The following is a 16,268-nucleotide window of genomic DNA, read 5'->3' as shown; positions in this document are numbered from 1 at the left end:
AACGATGGATAAAATTTTTCTAAAGGAACTTAAACTAGAGGCGACTATCGGTGTGTTTGCCTGGGAGAGGCAAATCCGTCAGGTGCTGTATGCTGATTTAGAAATGGCTGCCGATATTGGAACCGCTGCACAGAGCGACAAACTTGACGACACCCTTGACTATAAAAGTATTGCTAAATATATCCAAAGTTTCGTTGCGAGATCGGAGTATCAACTGATTGAAACCCTAGCCAACGATCTTGCCAACTCGCTGGTTGAAGAGTTTAATATCCGATGGTTGAGACTAGATCTGAACAAAACGGGTGCTATTCGCGGTGCACAAGGCGTCGGTGTCTCTATCGAGCGCGGTAGCCACTGAGATTACTATCGTGTCTTGGGTGTATGTCGGCATTGGTAGCAACATCAATAAAGCACACAATCTGCGATCGTGCGTGCATACCTTACAACAGATATTCCGAAACATAAAAAAATCTTCCGTATACCAGTCATCTGCAGTCGGTTTTAACGGAGATGATTTTTATAACATGGTGGTTCGCTTAGAGACCTCACTAACACCGGAGTATGTCAGCAAAGTATTTTTTGAGATAGAAAAACGGCATGGAAGAAAACGAGGTAAGGATCAATTCGTCTCCAGGGTTCTCGATCTGGACCTGCTACTCTACGATAATTTAATTACTGATAACAACGGTCTACTTTTACCGCATAAAGATCTGATGAAACATGCTTTTGTGCTAAAACCCATGCAGGAAATTGCCGGTGATTTAAGACACCCAAAAACGGGGATATGCTTCGCCGAATTGTGGGAACAATGCCAACAACAAGCACTGATAAAAAAAATCTCTTTCTCGTGGGCAGTAGATTAAGTGCCGACACACCTATCTATGCGTTTACTTTGCAACCAACTATTTAGCTATGCAGCGTGCGCCCACCGTCGACTATCAAAGTCTGACCGGTTATATAGTCTGCATTGCGCACCAAAAACAATACCGCCGATGCAATATCCATTGGATGCCCAGCTCTTTTGAGTAGCGTACGGTTTAAGATCTCCTGCCTTTTGTCATCATCGTAATCATTTTCTGGCCATAATATGGCACCCGGATAGACCGCATTACAACGCACCTCAGGAGCGAGCTCCTTGGCTAACGACTGAGTAATCATAGCCAATCCTGCTTTGCTCGCCGAATAAACGGTGTGTCCTTTGAGCGGACGAATGGCGTGTATGTCGCCTATATTGACAATGCAACCTTGTTGTCTTGCTAATATGGGTGCCAACTCGCAACTTAAAAATAGCGGAGCTCTCATATTGAGATTAATATGTTGTTCCCAGTGTACGGCATCCACAGAGTTAAGTTCGGTCGGATAGAACGCTGCCGCGTTATTGACCAATGCATCAACATATCCCCAACGGGCTTGTGCATTTTGCGCAAGTACTTTTATCGCCTGCAAATCGGATAAGTCGGCGGTTAATGTCTGCACTGAATCGGGGCGTAGTTCGTTGAGTTGTGCACTCAGCTTTTGCGCAGCAGCGGAAGATTTATGATAATGTAGTAGCACTTTCATATCTGCCTGATGTAGTGTTCGTGCAATCTGCGCACCAATGCGCTTGGCGGCAGCGGTTATCAAAACAACCTTTTGTTGTTTCACCAACGCACTACTCCTGCTATGATAAGGGCTTGGGATATTGATATAAAAGCTATATTCATGGACTTTCTGCAAATCTGGGTGCTCGCCTTGGTACAAGGCATCACCGAATTTCTACCCGTGTCAAGTTCCGCACACCTTATTTTAACCGCACACCTGTTGGGATTGGGCAAAGGTTTTTTAGCTTTTGATATCGCTGTGCACGGTGGCACTTTGGCTGCCGTAATATTCCACTTTCGTAGAGAACTCGTCAACATCAGCAGTGCTCAACCGGTTAGTTCAAAGTCAACGCTTTCGTTCAACCAGAATATATGGCCACCGCTCGTTGTTGCATCATTGCCGGTCATCATCGCTGGTGCACTGCTTGAAGGTTTGATAAGTAACGAACTACGTAGCACCTGGGTTATCGCTACGACTACCATCATTTTTGCTTTTGCACTGTGGTATGCCGATTCTAATAGACGCACAAATATAGTGCGCACGATTAGCTTGAAATATGCATTTATTATCGGTTTAGCGCAGGTGCTTGCACTGATTCCCGGCACCTCCAGAGCTGGCATTACAATCACTGCAGCATTGCTGCTCGGCTTATCACGCCGCCAGTCGTTGAACTTTTCATTTTTATTGGCAATTCCGGTGATCGGCGGTGCCGTTGTATTCAATGCTTGGAATATGCTGCAAGACCCTGAGGCCCAGGTCGCTTTGTGGTATCCGATAATACTGGGGTTTATTATCTCCGCATTATTTGCGTTGTTGACTATCAAACTGTTCATCCACTTTGTCGAAAAAATAGGGCTGCTTCCTTTTGTTATCTATCGTCTTTTGCTGGGTGTCGTATTGTTTTTGCTCATAACGAATTAATCGCCTCCAGTTGCAGTTTGCGGAAGCGCTGCCTTGCCAACTGCCCTGGCAATCCTTGAACATCCAGTCTAACTATAGCCAGCACATCTAAGACACGCGTCAGGCGCGCTACATTACGCTCAGCGAGGTTTTCGGCATCGGATAATTTATAAGCGGTCAATAAGTCATTAAATCGCTCTCGTTGTCTAATTGCGTCGGCTTGCTCTAAAAAATCTAATAGCTTCTGAGCAGGTAACTCAGAAGCTAATTTTAGGCTATCGGCAAACCGCTCGGCGGCATCAATCATCCACCGGTAAACTCTTGATAATTTCCACCGATCACTTAGTTTTGAAATAGAAACATTAGTGCGATACGCATACAAAGACAATATTGCCAATAATACCGCCGGTGACTGTTTGGGTGCCAGGTCTATCGCCTTAAATAAACAGTTGGTTAGGTCGCCATATTCTTGCTCGGCAGTATCGCCAACCCGCCGCAATAAGTCATCCAATTCCGGGGCGATACGGGCGAGCGCACCGACACCGACTAGCACTTTGAGGTACACCGATGGATAATCGGTTGCAAACGCTTTTGCGGTTTCTTGCCAAACCCGCTCAGCAACCAAATAGTCAACTTCTCCGTCAGCAACCATTTGTTTCATCAACGCAATGGTCTCAGGTGCAATCCTAAAATCCAGCCCGTAGAACTGTGCAGCAAAACGAGCGGCGCGCAACACCCTCACTGGGTCCTCAGCAAACGAATCCGATATATGCCTGAGCATACGCATAGTAATATCGTTACGTCCCCCCCATGGATCGATGATTACGCCGTTTTCATCTTGGGCTATCGCATTGATAGTTAGATCGCGACGCCTTAAATCGTCCTCTATGCGGATGTCTGGGGAAGTATCAAACTCAAAGCCGTGATATCCGTGGCTTGTTTTATGCTCGGTACGCGCCAAGGCATATTCTTCTTTCGTTTTAGGATGTAAAAAAACTGGGAACTGCTTTCCAACTTGCTTATATCCTAGTTTTAGCATCTCCTCCGGTTTGGCACCGACTACGACCCAGTCTCTCTCCGACACTTCTCGACCTAACATTGCATTGCGTACTGCGCCGCCGACTAAGTAAGTTTTCATTTCGCATAGAATACCATGTTATCGTTAACTCACCGGACTTAACATCGCTTGCCAACCTAAAGTAAAAATGTGGAGCTGTGTGAAGATGGGCTTTATGCTCTCTTTATCCTCTAAAGCTATATCACCACAATAAAAATCTAAAGATACCAAAAGCTTCTATGGATTGTATGTCATACCCATTAGGCTGGTATCCGCATCTTCCAAAACCTTTAATCTTTCGGTATAAATTCAAGCCGCTACCAAATAGAGTTTTGCCGATATACTGGTATTAAGTATGAGAGAAAAACGACCATAATCCCCTCCCATAATCCCCTTGTGACTTGACAGCCTGAGACCTTCTAGGGAAAAATACCCGAATGGAAATCTCACCCGAGTTTTGGCGCTAAATTGAGGAGACCACTGAAATATGAACAAAGTGATACCCATCATTATTTCTGCCCTCCTACTTATGATAGGGGATTCGGCGATCGCACAAGAGAAAGTCAATGCCATTTTAGTGGAAAAAGCTGCTCGGCAGTTGCATTTGTTAACCGATTGGGAAATTACGCATACATTTGCAATCTCATTGGGGCAAAATCCCATAGGACATAAACAAAAAGAAGGGGATTCGCGTACTCCCGAAGGACTTTATTATATTAACGGGCGCAATCCTAGCAGTAGTTTCTTCCGTTCGCTTAGCATTTCTTTTCCGAACGACACGGATAGGCGTATCGCAAAGCTCAAAGGCAACAATCCGGGCGGCGATATTGTAATCCACGGAGAACCGAACGATTCTATTAAAAAGATAAACCTCAAAAAAGATTGGACTCAAGGTTGTATCGCCTTGAAAAACAAGGATATGCGGTTGATATGGCATCTTGTCGAGGAAGGCACACCCATACTAATAAGACCCTAACAGTTAAACCTCTAGTTCCACTATGTTATGATAGCAGTGCGAAAATAAATAGGGAAAAAGTAAATGGTTAAAAGAAATTATGTAGGACTATATGCTCTGGCAGTTTGTTTTATTAATGTGCTGATAGGTAGCATTGCGATTGGCGTGATTATCTACAGCATAGTGGGCGTGGTTGCTCCGCACATAACTCTGCCCGGTTGGGAGTACTCCAAATATCAGAGCAACGATGAATTTATTTTGCAGTCTGGGGATAGCGGCGGCCGCTATGATAAATTTAAAGATATGACCGAACAAGAAATTACCCGCAAGCGCAATGAAGCGTATGATATTGCACTAAAAACAGAACGCAGACAGGGACAGCAGGAAATCCTAGAATACTCTATCGTTTTGTTAATTCAAATTATATTGTTTGTCGTGCATTGGAGATTAGTGGTTAGAAACAAGGACACCACGAAAGGTTAATATTTAGGAGTTCCATTGAGGAGTTACCATTACAGATGGTTAGGCTTCGCTTTGCTGATTGTTTTATTAGATCAGATTAGTAAAGGGTTGGCGGAGTCGTGGCTACTTCAAGGTCGTCCATATCCTATAATGCCGTCGTTCAATCTCACTTTGCTGTACAACACGGGTGCTGCTTTTAGCTTGCTCAGCGAGGCTGGAGGGTGGCAACGTTGGTTTTTTGTTACAGTAACCGTAATCGTTTGTGTCTTTCTCTGGTCTTTACTCAAACGGTTGAAACCAGACGAACCAGGCAGCCTACTATCGGCTTTGGGCATGATGCTGATAATGGGCGGCGCACTCGGCAATTTGATTGATCGTTTGTTTAGAGGTGCGGTGGTAGATTTTCTGGATGTTTATTATCAGTCCTATCATTGGCCAACATTTAATATAGCGGATATAGGTATTACCATAGGAGCATTGCTTATTATAAGTGTTGCACTTAGTGATAAGGCTCAGCATAGATGAAAGTACTTTTGGCTAACCCGCGAGGATTTTGCGCCGGCGTAGATCGAGCGATAGAGATAGTGGAACGCACATTGGATATGCTCGAGTCCCCTGTTTATGTACGGCACGAAGTCGTGCATAATCGGTGCGTGGTTGAAGAACTACGAAATAAAGGGGCAATTTTTGTTGAGGACTTAAATGAAATTCCCGAAGGTTCGGTTGTTATTTTCAGTGCGCACGGTGTTTCTCGTCGTGTCAGAGAAGACGCAAAACGTCGCCGTTTGCGCGTAATAGATGCGACCTGTCCACTGGTTACCAAAGTACATCTAGAAGTGCTGAAAAATCACCGAGAAGGTTATGAAACTATTATGATAGGACATCGCGGCCACCCAGAAGTGGATGGGACAATAGGGCAATACGATACTACATCAGAGAACACTATATTTTTAGTAGAGTCTCCTCAAGATGCCGAACGCATACAAATTCGTAATCCTCTTAAAGTTGCAATGGTGACACAAACCACGCTCTCGATAGACGATACTGCGGAAATTATAGAGATATTAGTAGCACGTTTCCCCAATATACGTAGACCGAAAAAAGACGATATCTGTTATGCAACGCAAAATAGGCAAAACACTATCAAAGAACTTGTCAAAGTATGCGATCTGATACTCATCGTAGGTTCTAAAAATAGTTCAAACTCTAACCGTCTGCATGAAATCGCGCTCAAACGCGGCGTCGACTCTTATTTAATAGATACGCCGGAAGAGATCTCTTCTCACTGGTTGAAAGGCAAACAGTGTGTCGGTTTATCAGCGGGTGCTTCAGCCCCCGAAACCCTAGTCCAGAGCGTCGTGCTGGCATTAAAAAATTACCAGGCCACCGAGATTGTCGAACAAGTAGGTGTTGAGGAAAAAATCACATTCAGGCTACCTAAAGAACTTTGGGATTTCACCGCTAAGTCAACACAAAGTGTTAGCACAAAGTAGAAATGTGGGGCTGTTGAAAAAGTAGTTTTATCCTACTTATCTGCGTGCGGTTGTATAGTGGCAGATACCTGCAGGATTTATCTGTGTTTAACGAAATCATTTGAATATCTTAGGTGCTTCAACTTTAAGCGACCACATCAAGGTTTAGGTTTTCAAACCCCTGTACAGCGCTTCGCTGCTTCATTCCTCCATTCGTCGCAGATGCCGTGGCATCGTACAGTTACTTGTTTATAGCTTGGTATTCGGCTATGATAGGCGTTTTTATTTGAGACCAGAAAATGAAAGCAGATATACATCCTAAGTATAAAGATGTTGCAGTGACTTGTAGTTGCGGTAATCGCTTTACAGTTTGTTCGACTTATTCGGATGAGCAAATGACCGTTGAGGTTTGTTCGGTTTGTCATCCATTTTATACAGGTAAACAGAAAATACTAGAAAGTGCAGGTCAAGTTGACAAATTTCGTAAACGTTACAATCGCTGATATATTGCTTGGTATAACCCACCATTTACTTTTATCTTTTTGCTCAGTCTGCTCATTGCTGGGTATGCCAATGACGCAGTGTGTGATGCCTATTAACTTGGTGTTTAAGTAGCGGTGAACTAACCTGATGCAAGTTCTAGAGCAGATTTTTGATAGCGATGGATAATACCGACAGACTCTATTTGGTCGACGCAAGCATTTATATATTTCGTTCTTGGTTTGCACTGTCCGACAATGTGCGCAACGCACAAGGCCAGCCAGCTAATGCGGTTTACGGTTTTTGTGATTTCGTATTGAAACTGCTGAGTGACATTAAGCCAGAAAACATAGTCTTCGCTTTTGATGAAAGTTTGGAGACTTCTTATCGCAATGAAATTTATCCATCTTATAAAGCAAATCGTGCGGCTACCCCCGAAGAATTGAAAGCACAATTTGCCCACTGTAGAGAATTTATAGTGGCTACTGGTCTTGCTGAAATTGCATCAAGCTACTACGAAGCCGACGATTTAATCGGCACATTGACCCACCAAGCACATCAGCGAGGACAGTCGGTGGTTATCGTTAGCAGAGATAAAGATTTGATGCAGTTGCTGGAAGGCAATGATATATGGTGGGATTATAGCCGCAACCTAAAATTAAGTTGTCAAGGTGTCGCAGATAGGTTCGGGGTTCTACCTGAACAAATTGCCGATATGTTAGCGATTACTGGAGACGCAGTGGATAACATACCAGGCGTGCCGGGAATAGGACCTAAAACGGCAACCAAGTTAATCCAACACTTCGGTTCGATAAAGCAATTATTGGCTGAGGTCGGGGGCATTGCTAATCTTAATATTCGTGGTGCACATCGCATTGAAGGCTTAGTACGAGAATATACTGAGACTATAAAAATGGCATATCGGCTGACCACAATTTGCCGTGATGTTTCGCTACCTAACGACTTCGCTACGCGTGTCGGTGAAATAGACCATTCTAGATTAGAAGCACTGTTTGCGCTATTAGGTTTCGGCGTATATCGCCGCCGCCGATGGACTGAATGTCTAGCATCGCTGGCAACTGAAAGCTAGTATTTTTTGATGCCATGACATACAACGGGTTAGAGTAAAAGCCACAAATTTATCCGTCATTACACACCAGCGAGCAGATAGACAAAGGCTATCTTAAATGCCGATGAGCAAGTAGCTACCCCAGCAAATTAATAATATTCCAGCGATATTGCGCATGAGCTTGCTGCCTGGGAAAATTTTCTCGGCTAGCATAAATATTGAAAGTATTGCCATCCATAGAATATTCATCGTGCCGACTGAAAACATAATTGCCATCAATGCCCAACAGCAGCCGACACAAAACAAACCGTAACGCCATCCCATATAGACTGCGCCGCTACGCCCTTCGCGCCATCGTTCTATAAAGAAGCCCAGCGGGGATCGGCAGTTTTTAAGGCAAACCTCTTTCAGAGATGTCCATTGATAAAGACCAGCGGCTAACAGGATGCCACCACTCAATAATAAATTATTGGTTTTCATCGTGCTATCTAGCACACCGGCAATGGATAAACCTGACTGCATCAACGCAAACAGTGCACCACAGGAAACCCAAGCTACTAGATAACCGCAGACGAAGGTATAAGTGTCTACATAGGGTTGTGCACGCGCCTTTTTATGCTTGTTAAAAGCAGCAAAAACTGCTGTTGCCGGTAATATGCTGGGCAACATCATAGCAATCATCATGACTGCCCACATTGGTAATAAAACTAAGAAATCGTATAACGCACCGTGGTATGAAAAGGCCTGCTGTGGCATACCCATCATCGACATATCCATGCGGCTATGTTGTGCGGCAATATAAAATAGATAAAGCCACGCCATCAGCGCAATCGCAATAATGCCTATGTATACGATGCTTTTATCTTTATGACTGAGTGGCGGTAGAGCGACGTATGTGTTGGGCTGCATTTTAGCTGATCAGTTTTATAGGTGATACGATAAAAAACATATATTTTAGCTTATAGTTTAAGATAATGTGCTAACCATTGATTATATCAAAGCGCAGCGCACTCAGACATATGCTTTTGGCACTATACAATAATAGTATATTAAAAGCTTTTAACCTCTTTATCCATATGTTTTTGATGGATGTTGATCTGGGAAGTTAGCTACTTACAATGAAACGAAAGTTATCCATGAACGATTGGTGGTACTTAGAAAAAGACAAAAAGATTGGACCAATAAAAACAGATGAGTTTTCAAAACTCTGTCTAAATGGAAAGATCACACTAAATACAATCGTATGGCAAGAGGGAATGCTTGAATGGAAGCGTCTTGAAGATATAGACTTGGCATCTCTAAAGTCAGAGATTCCGTCTCCACTTCCCTTAAAATTGGCAAACAGATGGCCTCGATTCTTTGCTAGATATTTTGATTTATTGCTGGAGTCAATCGTCTTAATTATAGCCTTAACTATATTAGGTATTATTTTCCCGGTATTTATTAGAGCGATAATTTCTACTAACGCAGTCATTCTGGGAATTATACTCTTCCCAGTAGTCTTATTGTTTGATGCTTTAATATCTAAGATCGCAGGGAATACACCTGGAAAAGCGATACTTGGCCTTAAGGTTTTAACGCTAGATAACAAACCGTTGACTCTATCTCAATATCTTGCTCGCAATTCTAGAATGTGGGTAACAGGGTTTGCATTTGGTATTCCTCTGATATACCTTTTCACTTTCATATATCAAGCACTACGGTTAGGGAAAAAGAAGCCGGCCAGCTACGATGAATCAATAGGATGTAGGGTTTATGCAGCGCCTCTGGGTTGGAAGCGAATATCATTGTTTGTTATATTATTCGCCATGTTAGTTATATTCGTTGGTGCTTTAATATTATTTGGTGTTTTAATTGGGTTCTTCTTTTAGATAGCCAAAATGAGAAAGTTATTAATGCTACTTTTAATGATAAATGTAAGATATTTCTACTCTGTCCACAAGCGGATATCTGCATTTTGAACTAGTAAAGATATCTGGTGAAAAAACGATGCTTAAACGAACTATGAAAAGATCAACAACGCTCTATCGACGCGCCTGCTTGGCTATCCCTGGGGGAGTGAACTCTCCTGTAAGGGCATTCAAAGCAGTCGGCGGTACGCCACCGTTCATTAAAGAAGCGCGCGGCGCATGGCTCACCGACGAAGACGGCAACCAATATATAGACTATGTGGGATCGTGGGGGGCTATGATTATGGGACACGCACACCCCGAAGTATTGACAGCAGTCAAGCAAACTGCTGAACGCGGGCTGGGATTCGGTGCATCCACTGAGATTGAAACCCAACTGGCAGAAAAAATCAAAGCGTATATTCCTTCTATGGATTTATTGCGGTTGGTCAACTCAGGTAGCGAAGCGGTGATGAGTGCCGTGCGTTTGGCACGCGGTTATACTGGGCGCGAACAAATTATTAAGTTTGACGGTTGCTATCATGGACATAGTGATGCGATGTTGGTTGGTGCCGGGTCGGGTTCTTTGACTTTGGGAGTGCCGAACTCACCTGGAGTACCAGATTCAACGGCGGCGGCGACTAGCACAATAGGCTATAACAATGCGGCTCAGGTTGACGAAGTGTTTGAACAAATAGGTGACCAAGTCGCCGCAGTCATTGTTGAACCAGTTGCTGGCAATATGAATTTCGTACCTGGGAATGCCGAATTTTTAAGCACTCTGCGCCGTTGTTGCGATCATTACGGTACGTTGCTTATTTTTGACGAGGTAATGAGCGGTTTTAGGGTTGCTATTGGTGGCGCACAATCGGTTTATCAAATCAAACCGGACCTCACTGTGCTTGGCAAAGTGATCGGTGGTGGATTGCCTATAGGGGCGTTTGGCGGGAGTAAAAAGATTATGCAACACATTGCCCCATTAGGACCGGTCTATCAAGCCGGCACCTTATCTGGAAATCCGGTAGCGGTCGCCGCCGGTTTGCGCACTCTAGAACTGCTCTGTGCGGACAACTGCTTTGATGACATCGTGCGCAACACGCAAACTCTGATTGGTGGTTTGTTAGACTGTGCCAGAGATGTCGGAGTAGATTTTTATAGTGATTCCATGGGAGCTATGTTTGGCTTTTTCTTAGGCACAACACAAAAAGTAGAAACACTAAATCAAGTGCGTAGTTGTGTAACAAAAGATAACGGTAAGCCATTTAAAAGTTTCTTCCATGCGATGCTTGATGGCGGAGTTTATCTACCGCCGTCGCCGTTTGAAGCATGCTTTATCTCAGCGGCGCACGATGCCGAGGTTATAGAACAAACTATCGATGTGACTAAAAAGGCTTTACTTAAGATAAAAAATTGATCTGTTGGCCTTGATGTCTCGTCTCGCACTTCCTCCATTGTAGCGTGGCATAGATTTTGATTACTTACCCTCGCTATCCTAAGATGAATGCTCTCAACGAGCGATTTAATGTACGATGCCACGACTTATCAGATAGGTATATTTAGATTCGGCTTATTTACTGGATGTAAAGCTCTCTTTCAGGGCAAGGAGACAGCATCCTAATCCGCACCAGAGTATTCCTCGAAGGGCCACTCCGCTAGTCTGCTATCGCACAGACTACTCGTAGTGCTTGCTATCTTGTAGCTGAGTAAGATAGAGGTACCCTATGTTTGCGGTTGACTGTAGCACATTCCGTTCAGCACGGCAGCGTGCACTTGCTTGGCAAGACTGCTACGGTCCTGACCCTGCGGAGCGATAGGTTCACCGAAATGCAGCACTACATCGGTATATTTTTGCTTCATTAATTGTACCGCATGACTGAGTAGCGAGCGGTCGCTGGTAAAAGGCACGATGTCGCTGATTTTTCGGTTATTGAAGTAGCACAAAGAGATAGGTTGTATCGGTGTGCCGGTGTCTATCGCAGTAGCCATCAGGCGTGGGAAAAAAGGACGCACCGAAGTGCCATCTGATGTTGTACCTTCCGGGAATAGCACAACATTGATGCACTCGTTAAGTCGACGGGCAATCTCTGTGCGAACCAAGTGACTGTCTTGCCCGCGATTGATGAATATCGTGCCGTAGCGCATCGTCAGTTTACCTATGATAGGCCAATTTTGCACTTCGGCTTTGGATAAAAAGCACGACGGTATGGCACTTCCTATAACCAAGATATCCAACCACGAGATGTGATTGGATACTATGAGTTGCGTGCTGTTTGTTGGTTGTCCAGTACGATGGATACGGATGCCCAGCAGTCTTAAACAAAAGCTCATCTGCCACCGTATCAATTTTTTCTGTAAAGGTTTCAGCTTGCCGTCCTCGCACGACATAAAGAACGGCGGTGCAATTATTGCGGCGATTAAAACATGCAAGCCGACTAGGATAAAACGTACCAGTAGCCTTGGGTAACTCATTTTGAAAGCAATTTAGATTGGGTTGCCTGCAGATGTCTGCTGAGTTCCTCTAGATCCTTAATCGGTGGTTGACAACTTTGTCCGCAACAGCGATAAGCAACACCCTGACCAGAAGATGGCTCAGCTTTTTTCTCGTCTAGAGCAGCGGCCAAGTCGGTGGCGGTGGTCGGAATAGCGAAACATAAACGCGCCGGATTATAGTATTCGGCAGTCAGGCGCAACCACTGTGCACACACCTCTTCAGTGCCGCGAATGATAATGTATTCAAAGCCAGTGTCGTATTCTATAGCTGCATTCAGCAAGGTCGCATAGTTATGAGGTGCGCTTCCCATTGCGCCTTTGGCTTGCATGATAGCTCGTCCGGCAACTTGTATAAATCGTTCTTCACCCAGCAGCGAACCCATTCTAAATAATGCCGTAGCTGCCAGACTATACCCAGCAGGTAGTGCTTCGTCGGTTAGTGTGCGAGGGCGCTGTACCAACCGTTCGTGATCGTGCGAGGTAAAATAAAAACCGCCGTGTTCGGCATCTTCAAAGTAGTCAATAATGGTATGGCTCAACGCATAAGCCAAGTTAAAGTCGTCGCTAGACCAATGCGCTTGGTTTAGATAGAGAATTGCATCAATCAAAAAGGCATAATCATCCAAATAGCCGTTGGTATGCGCTTGGTCGTCTTTGCATACTGCGGATAATCGCGCACCGTCCAACATATACTTGCGTATAAAATCTAATGCGCGCTTCGCCGACAGTCTATACTCAGATCGATCCAACAAATAAGCCGACAACGCCATACCTTTAATCATCAGAGCATTCCAACTCGTCAATATCTTATCGTCTCGCTGCGGCATAATACGCGTGGCGCGTTGCTTTAGTAATTTGTACTTTAGGTCGGTAATCTTCGCACTCGCCACATCAACAGGTATTTTTAATGCTGCGGCAGTCTCCTCTATATCTCGCTTTTCCTGCAGATGCCAATGCCCTTCAAAATTGGGCGTACCTTCTATACCAAAATAGTATGCTGCGATATCGTAGTCCGCAGTGAGCAGGGTTTGTAGTTCATCTTTATCCCAGTAATAGTATTTGCCTTCCACTCCCTCCGAATCGGCGTCTAGAGAAGAGTAGTAGGCGCCCTGCGGCGACTGCATATCGCGTAAGATCCAATCGTTGGTCTCGATCGCTTTGCGGCGGTATATGTCGTCGTGGGTGATAGACCAAGCCTGTGCCAACAGTCCCGACAGCTGTCCGTTGTCGTAGAGCATTTTTTCAAAATGCGGAATGCACCACTGCTGATCTACCGAATAGCGACAAAGGCCGCCGCCTATCTGATCGTAGATCCCACCTCGGCAAATATTTTTAAGCGTAGTCAAGGCTATCGCTGCACTTTGTGCTTTGGTGGTATTTCGTACCCACTGTATTATCAAAAAATATAACATATCTATTTGTGGGAACTTAGGAGCCGAACCAAAGCCGCCGTAGCGACTGTCGTAGTTAGCGTGCAGGATATGCTCGGCTTTTTCGGCGAGTAGCGAGACCGCTATGTCAGAGGTCGGCGACGGCATATAGATTTGTTGCAACGCCCGCTGCATTGCATCATTTTGTTTGTATATACTCTCTCGCCTTTGGTGATAGGAGTCGTGCACGCCTTTTAATATATCTTTGAACGCTGGCATGCCATAGCGCGCTACTTTAGGAAAATAGGTGCCACCGTAGAAAGCGATTTGGTCATCAGGAGTAAGAAACATACTCAACGGCCAACCACCGCCGCGCTGATTGATTAATAGTTGAGAGGTCTGATAGATTTTATCCAAATCGGGTCGCTCTTCGCGATCTACTTTGATATTAACAAAGTAATCGTTCATCATCTGCGCAGTTGCTTCGTCCTCAAACGACTCGTGCGCCATCACATGGCACCAATGGCAAGCCGAGTAACCAATTGATAAAAATATGGGCTTATCCTCTCGCCGAGCTTTATCTAAGGCTTCTGCTCGCCACGGGTACCATTCAACTGGATTGTCGGCGTGTTGGCGTAAATAGGGACTGCTCTCTTCCGATAAATGATTGTGCTTTTTCATTGTATAGATAACTTCAACAATACTATTATAATGCCTTGTTGTTATGTTTCAGTTACCGCCTATAGACCCAGTTGCATTTTCCATAGGTCCACTACGCATACATTGGTACGGTTTGATGTACCTGCTTGCTTTTATCGCTTTCTACGGCTTAGGGCGGATGCGCATTGGTGACTTACACCGTGGCGTTGCGCTAGCCAAGATGGACGACTTATTGTTCTACGGCATTATCGGCGTAATCGTCGGTGGCCGTATCGGCTATATGCTGTTTTATAACTTCGCAGCGCTGGCCACCAACCCGTTGAGTTTGTTTTTTATATGGCAAGGTGGCATGAGCTTTCACGGCGGTTTAGTCGGTGTGTTAATAGCTGTTTGGGTTTTTGCGCGTAGCCGAAATATTGAGTTTTTACGGATCATTGATTTTGTTGCGCCCCTAGTGCCTATAGGTCTGGGCTTAGGTAGAATCGGCAATTTTATTAATGGCGAATTATGGGGACGAATAACTGATGTGCCATGGGCTGTGGTATTTCCCGCTGCTGGAGCCGAACCGCGGCATCCATCGCAGCTGTATGAATTTATGCTAGAGGGCGTATTGCTATTCATAGTGTTATGGATCTACACACTAAAACCAAGGCCAGTAGGGCGAGTCGCCGCCTACTTTGCGTTAGGCTACGGCATACTACGCTTTACGGTTGAGTTCACTCGTGAACCTGATGCTCACCTCGGTTTTATCGCATTTGGCTGGATGACAATGGGGCAACTACTATCTTTGGTAATGGTCGCAGTCGGAATCGGATTGATGCGCTATAGTTCCAAACAAAGCGCGTAGAGATACGCCTAGTTTACTAAGATGCTGCGCAAGATAGCTACTACCGTAGTGATGCAAACAGCCTGCTCCCTGCAGGATCTTTGCGCAGTGCTCTGTGCTGGCTACTCTAGACGAAAGAGCCGAAGGCTACCCTTGATAAATGAAATGTCGGTTTGGCATTGACAAAACCGATTATAGATATTTTAACGGCATACTATTTATCGGCTACAATACCTTATGCAAAAACTAAAAATATGAATTAATGCGTCCTTATCTTGACTTATTGCAAACGATATTAGAACGCGGTGCGGAGAAAGAAGATCGCACTGGTGTCGGCACCTATTCTTTGTTTGGTTGGCAAGCGCGTTATCAGTTGCAAGATGGCTTTCCCTTACTCACTACTAAAAGGATTCATTTCAAATCAGTGGTACACGAATTGTTATGGTTCATTAGCGGCGACACCAATACTGACTATCTGCATAAGCATGGGGTATCTATATGGGATGAATGGGCTGATAAGGACGGTAATTTAGGTCCAATTTACGGCCGACAGTGGCGTGCCTGGCGCGGTAGCGATGGCACGGTGGATCAGCTACGCCAATTGTTAACCGATCTCAACGAGCGACCCGACTCTCGTCGCTTGATAATCAGCGCTTGGAATGTCGGAGAATTACCGTACATGCGTTTGGCACCGTGCCATGTGCTGATACAGTTTTATGTCATTGATAAACAGCTATCGTGTCAGTTCTATCAGCGTAGCGCCGATGTTTTTCTGGGTGTTCCGTTTAATATCGCGTCATACGCGTTGTTGACTATGATGATAGCTCAGGTAAGCGGCTTAACTTGCGGTGAGTTAATCCATACTTTGGGCGATGTGCATTTATACAAAAACCATGTTGCGCAGGCTCGCGAACAATTAACGAGAACGCCGAGGACTTTACCAACACTAAAACTCAACGAAGATATAAAAGATTTAGATCAATTTAGCTACCAAGATATTGAGCTGTCGGGCTACGAACCGCACGGACCTCTGCCGGCACCCGTAGCGGTGTGAAAG

The 16,268-nt window shown here is 44.8% G+C and carries 18 protein-coding genes; 13 read left to right on the top strand and 5 right to left on the bottom strand.

The window, feature by feature from the left end:
• The first annotated feature begins 4 nt into the window (after window positions 1-4).
• Complete coding sequence (gene folB, locus GDA45_02545; GenBank protein ID MBC6413802.1) at window positions 5-358, top strand: dihydroneopterin aldolase; 354 nt, start codon at window positions 5-7, stop codon at window positions 356-358.
• A gap of 10 nt (window positions 359-368) precedes the next feature.
• A complete protein-coding gene (gene folK, locus GDA45_02540) occupies window positions 369-863 on the top strand; it encodes a 2-amino-4-hydroxy-6-hydroxymethyldihydropteridine diphosphokinase (GenBank protein MBC6413801.1) in 495 nt (164 codons plus the stop codon).
• Between the two features lie 43 nt (window positions 864-906).
• On the opposite strand, the gene GDA45_02535 is transcribed toward folK, so the two are convergent.
• On the bottom strand, window positions 907-1,644 hold the full coding sequence (locus GDA45_02535; GenBank protein ID MBC6413800.1) for a pteridine reductase: 738 nt from the start codon (window positions 1,642-1,644) through the stop codon (window positions 907-909).
• Window positions 1,645-1,701: 57 nt separating this feature from the next.
• Between GDA45_02535 and GDA45_02530 the strand changes: the two genes are divergently transcribed.
• Complete coding sequence (locus GDA45_02530; GenBank protein ID MBC6413799.1) at window positions 1,702-2,502, top strand: undecaprenyl-diphosphate phosphatase; 801 nt, start codon at window positions 1,702-1,704, stop codon at window positions 2,500-2,502.
• Here the strand turns inward: GDA45_02530 and GDA45_02525 are convergent.
• On the bottom strand, window positions 2,489-3,619 hold the full coding sequence (locus tag GDA45_02525; protein MBC6413798.1) for a multifunctional CCA tRNA nucleotidyl transferase/2'3'-cyclic phosphodiesterase/2'nucleotidase/phosphatase: 1,131 nt from the start codon (window positions 3,617-3,619) through the stop codon (window positions 2,489-2,491). The genes GDA45_02530 and GDA45_02525 overlap by 14 nt on opposite strands.
• Before the next feature lie 448 nt (window positions 3,620-4,067).
• Between GDA45_02525 and GDA45_02520 the strand changes: the two genes are divergently transcribed.
• The 6 genes from GDA45_02520 (at window position 4,068) to GDA45_02495 (ending at window position 7,997) form a co-directional block, all read left to right on the top strand.
• Window positions 4,068-4,514 (top strand): L,D-transpeptidase family protein, encoded by a 447-nt coding sequence (locus tag GDA45_02520; protein MBC6413797.1) that lies wholly within the window; start codon window positions 4,068-4,070, stop codon window positions 4,512-4,514.
• Window positions 4,515-4,577: 63 nt separating this feature from the next.
• Complete coding sequence (locus GDA45_02515) at window positions 4,578-4,976, top strand: hypothetical protein (GenBank protein ID MBC6413796.1); 399 nt, start codon at window positions 4,578-4,580, stop codon at window positions 4,974-4,976.
• Between the two features lie 15 nt (window positions 4,977-4,991).
• Window positions 4,992-5,480, top strand: coding sequence for a lipoprotein signal peptidase (locus GDA45_02510; protein MBC6413795.1), 489 nt, complete (start codon window positions 4,992-4,994; stop codon window positions 5,478-5,480).
• A complete protein-coding gene (gene ispH, locus GDA45_02505; GenBank protein MBC6413794.1) occupies window positions 5,477-6,448 on the top strand; it encodes a 4-hydroxy-3-methylbut-2-enyl diphosphate reductase in 972 nt (323 codons plus the stop codon). Before GDA45_02510 ends, ispH begins: the two co-directional genes overlap by 4 nt.
• Before the next feature lie 278 nt (window positions 6,449-6,726).
• Complete coding sequence (gene rpmE / locus GDA45_02500; GenBank protein ID MBC6413793.1) at window positions 6,727-6,930, top strand: 50S ribosomal protein L31; 204 nt, start codon at window positions 6,727-6,729, stop codon at window positions 6,928-6,930.
• Window positions 6,931-7,088: 158 nt separating this feature from the next.
• The gene (locus GDA45_02495) at window positions 7,089-7,997 is read left to right on the top strand and encodes a flap endonuclease (protein MBC6413792.1); all 909 of its coding nucleotides are present in this window, start codon (window positions 7,089-7,091) and stop codon (window positions 7,995-7,997) included.
• Window positions 7,998-8,090: 93 nt separating this feature from the next.
• Here the strand turns inward: GDA45_02495 and GDA45_02490 are convergent, their stop codons facing one another.
• Window positions 8,091-8,885 (bottom strand): DUF2182 domain-containing protein, encoded by a 795-nt coding sequence (locus tag GDA45_02490; protein MBC6413791.1) that lies wholly within the window; start codon window positions 8,883-8,885, stop codon window positions 8,091-8,093.
• Window positions 8,886-9,112: 227 nt separating this feature from the next.
• On the opposite strand from GDA45_02490, the gene GDA45_02485 reads away from it, so the two are divergent.
• Both GDA45_02485 and hemL read left to right on the top strand, forming a co-directional pair.
• On the top strand, window positions 9,113-9,847 hold the full coding sequence (locus tag GDA45_02485) for an RDD family protein (GenBank protein ID MBC6413790.1): 735 nt from the start codon (window positions 9,113-9,115) through the stop codon (window positions 9,845-9,847).
• Window positions 9,848-9,980: 133 nt separating this feature from the next.
• The gene (hemL, locus tag GDA45_02480; protein ID MBC6413789.1) at window positions 9,981-11,279 is read left to right on the top strand and encodes a glutamate-1-semialdehyde 2,1-aminomutase; all 1,299 of its coding nucleotides are present in this window, start codon (window positions 9,981-9,983) and stop codon (window positions 11,277-11,279) included.
• A gap of 305 nt (window positions 11,280-11,584) precedes the next feature.
• On the opposite strand, the gene GDA45_02475 is transcribed toward hemL, so the two are convergent.
• Both GDA45_02475 and GDA45_02470 read right to left on the bottom strand, forming a co-directional pair.
• Window positions 11,585-12,334 (bottom strand): 1-acyl-sn-glycerol-3-phosphate acyltransferase, encoded by a 750-nt coding sequence (locus tag GDA45_02475; GenBank protein MBC6413788.1) that lies wholly within the window; start codon window positions 12,332-12,334, stop codon window positions 11,585-11,587.
• The gene (locus GDA45_02470; GenBank protein MBC6413787.1) at window positions 12,331-14,406 is read right to left on the bottom strand and encodes a thioredoxin domain-containing protein; all 2,076 of its coding nucleotides are present in this window, start codon (window positions 14,404-14,406) and stop codon (window positions 12,331-12,333) included. The genes GDA45_02475 and GDA45_02470 overlap by 4 nt, the downstream gene beginning before the upstream one ends.
• 43 nt (window positions 14,407-14,449) lie before the next feature.
• Between GDA45_02470 and GDA45_02465 the strand changes: the two genes are divergently transcribed.
• On the top strand, window positions 14,450-15,232 hold the full coding sequence (locus GDA45_02465) for a prolipoprotein diacylglyceryl transferase (protein ID MBC6413786.1): 783 nt from the start codon (window positions 14,450-14,452) through the stop codon (window positions 15,230-15,232).
• A gap of 241 nt (window positions 15,233-15,473) precedes the next feature.
• Window positions 15,474-16,265 carry a thymidylate synthase gene (locus tag GDA45_02460; GenBank protein MBC6413785.1) on the top strand — a complete coding sequence of 264 codons (792 nt, stop codon included), beginning with the start codon at window positions 15,474-15,476 and terminating at the stop codon, window positions 16,263-16,265.
• The last annotated feature ends 3 nt before the right edge of the window (window positions 16,266-16,268 follow it).

The organism is Chromatiales bacterium (assembly GCA_014323925.1).
GTDB lineage: Bacteria > Pseudomonadota > Gammaproteobacteria > Poriferisulfidales > Oxydemutatoraceae > SP5GCR1.
The sequence above is the reverse complement of the archived record's forward strand: the minus strand, read 5'-3'. Positions and strand labels throughout refer to the sequence as shown.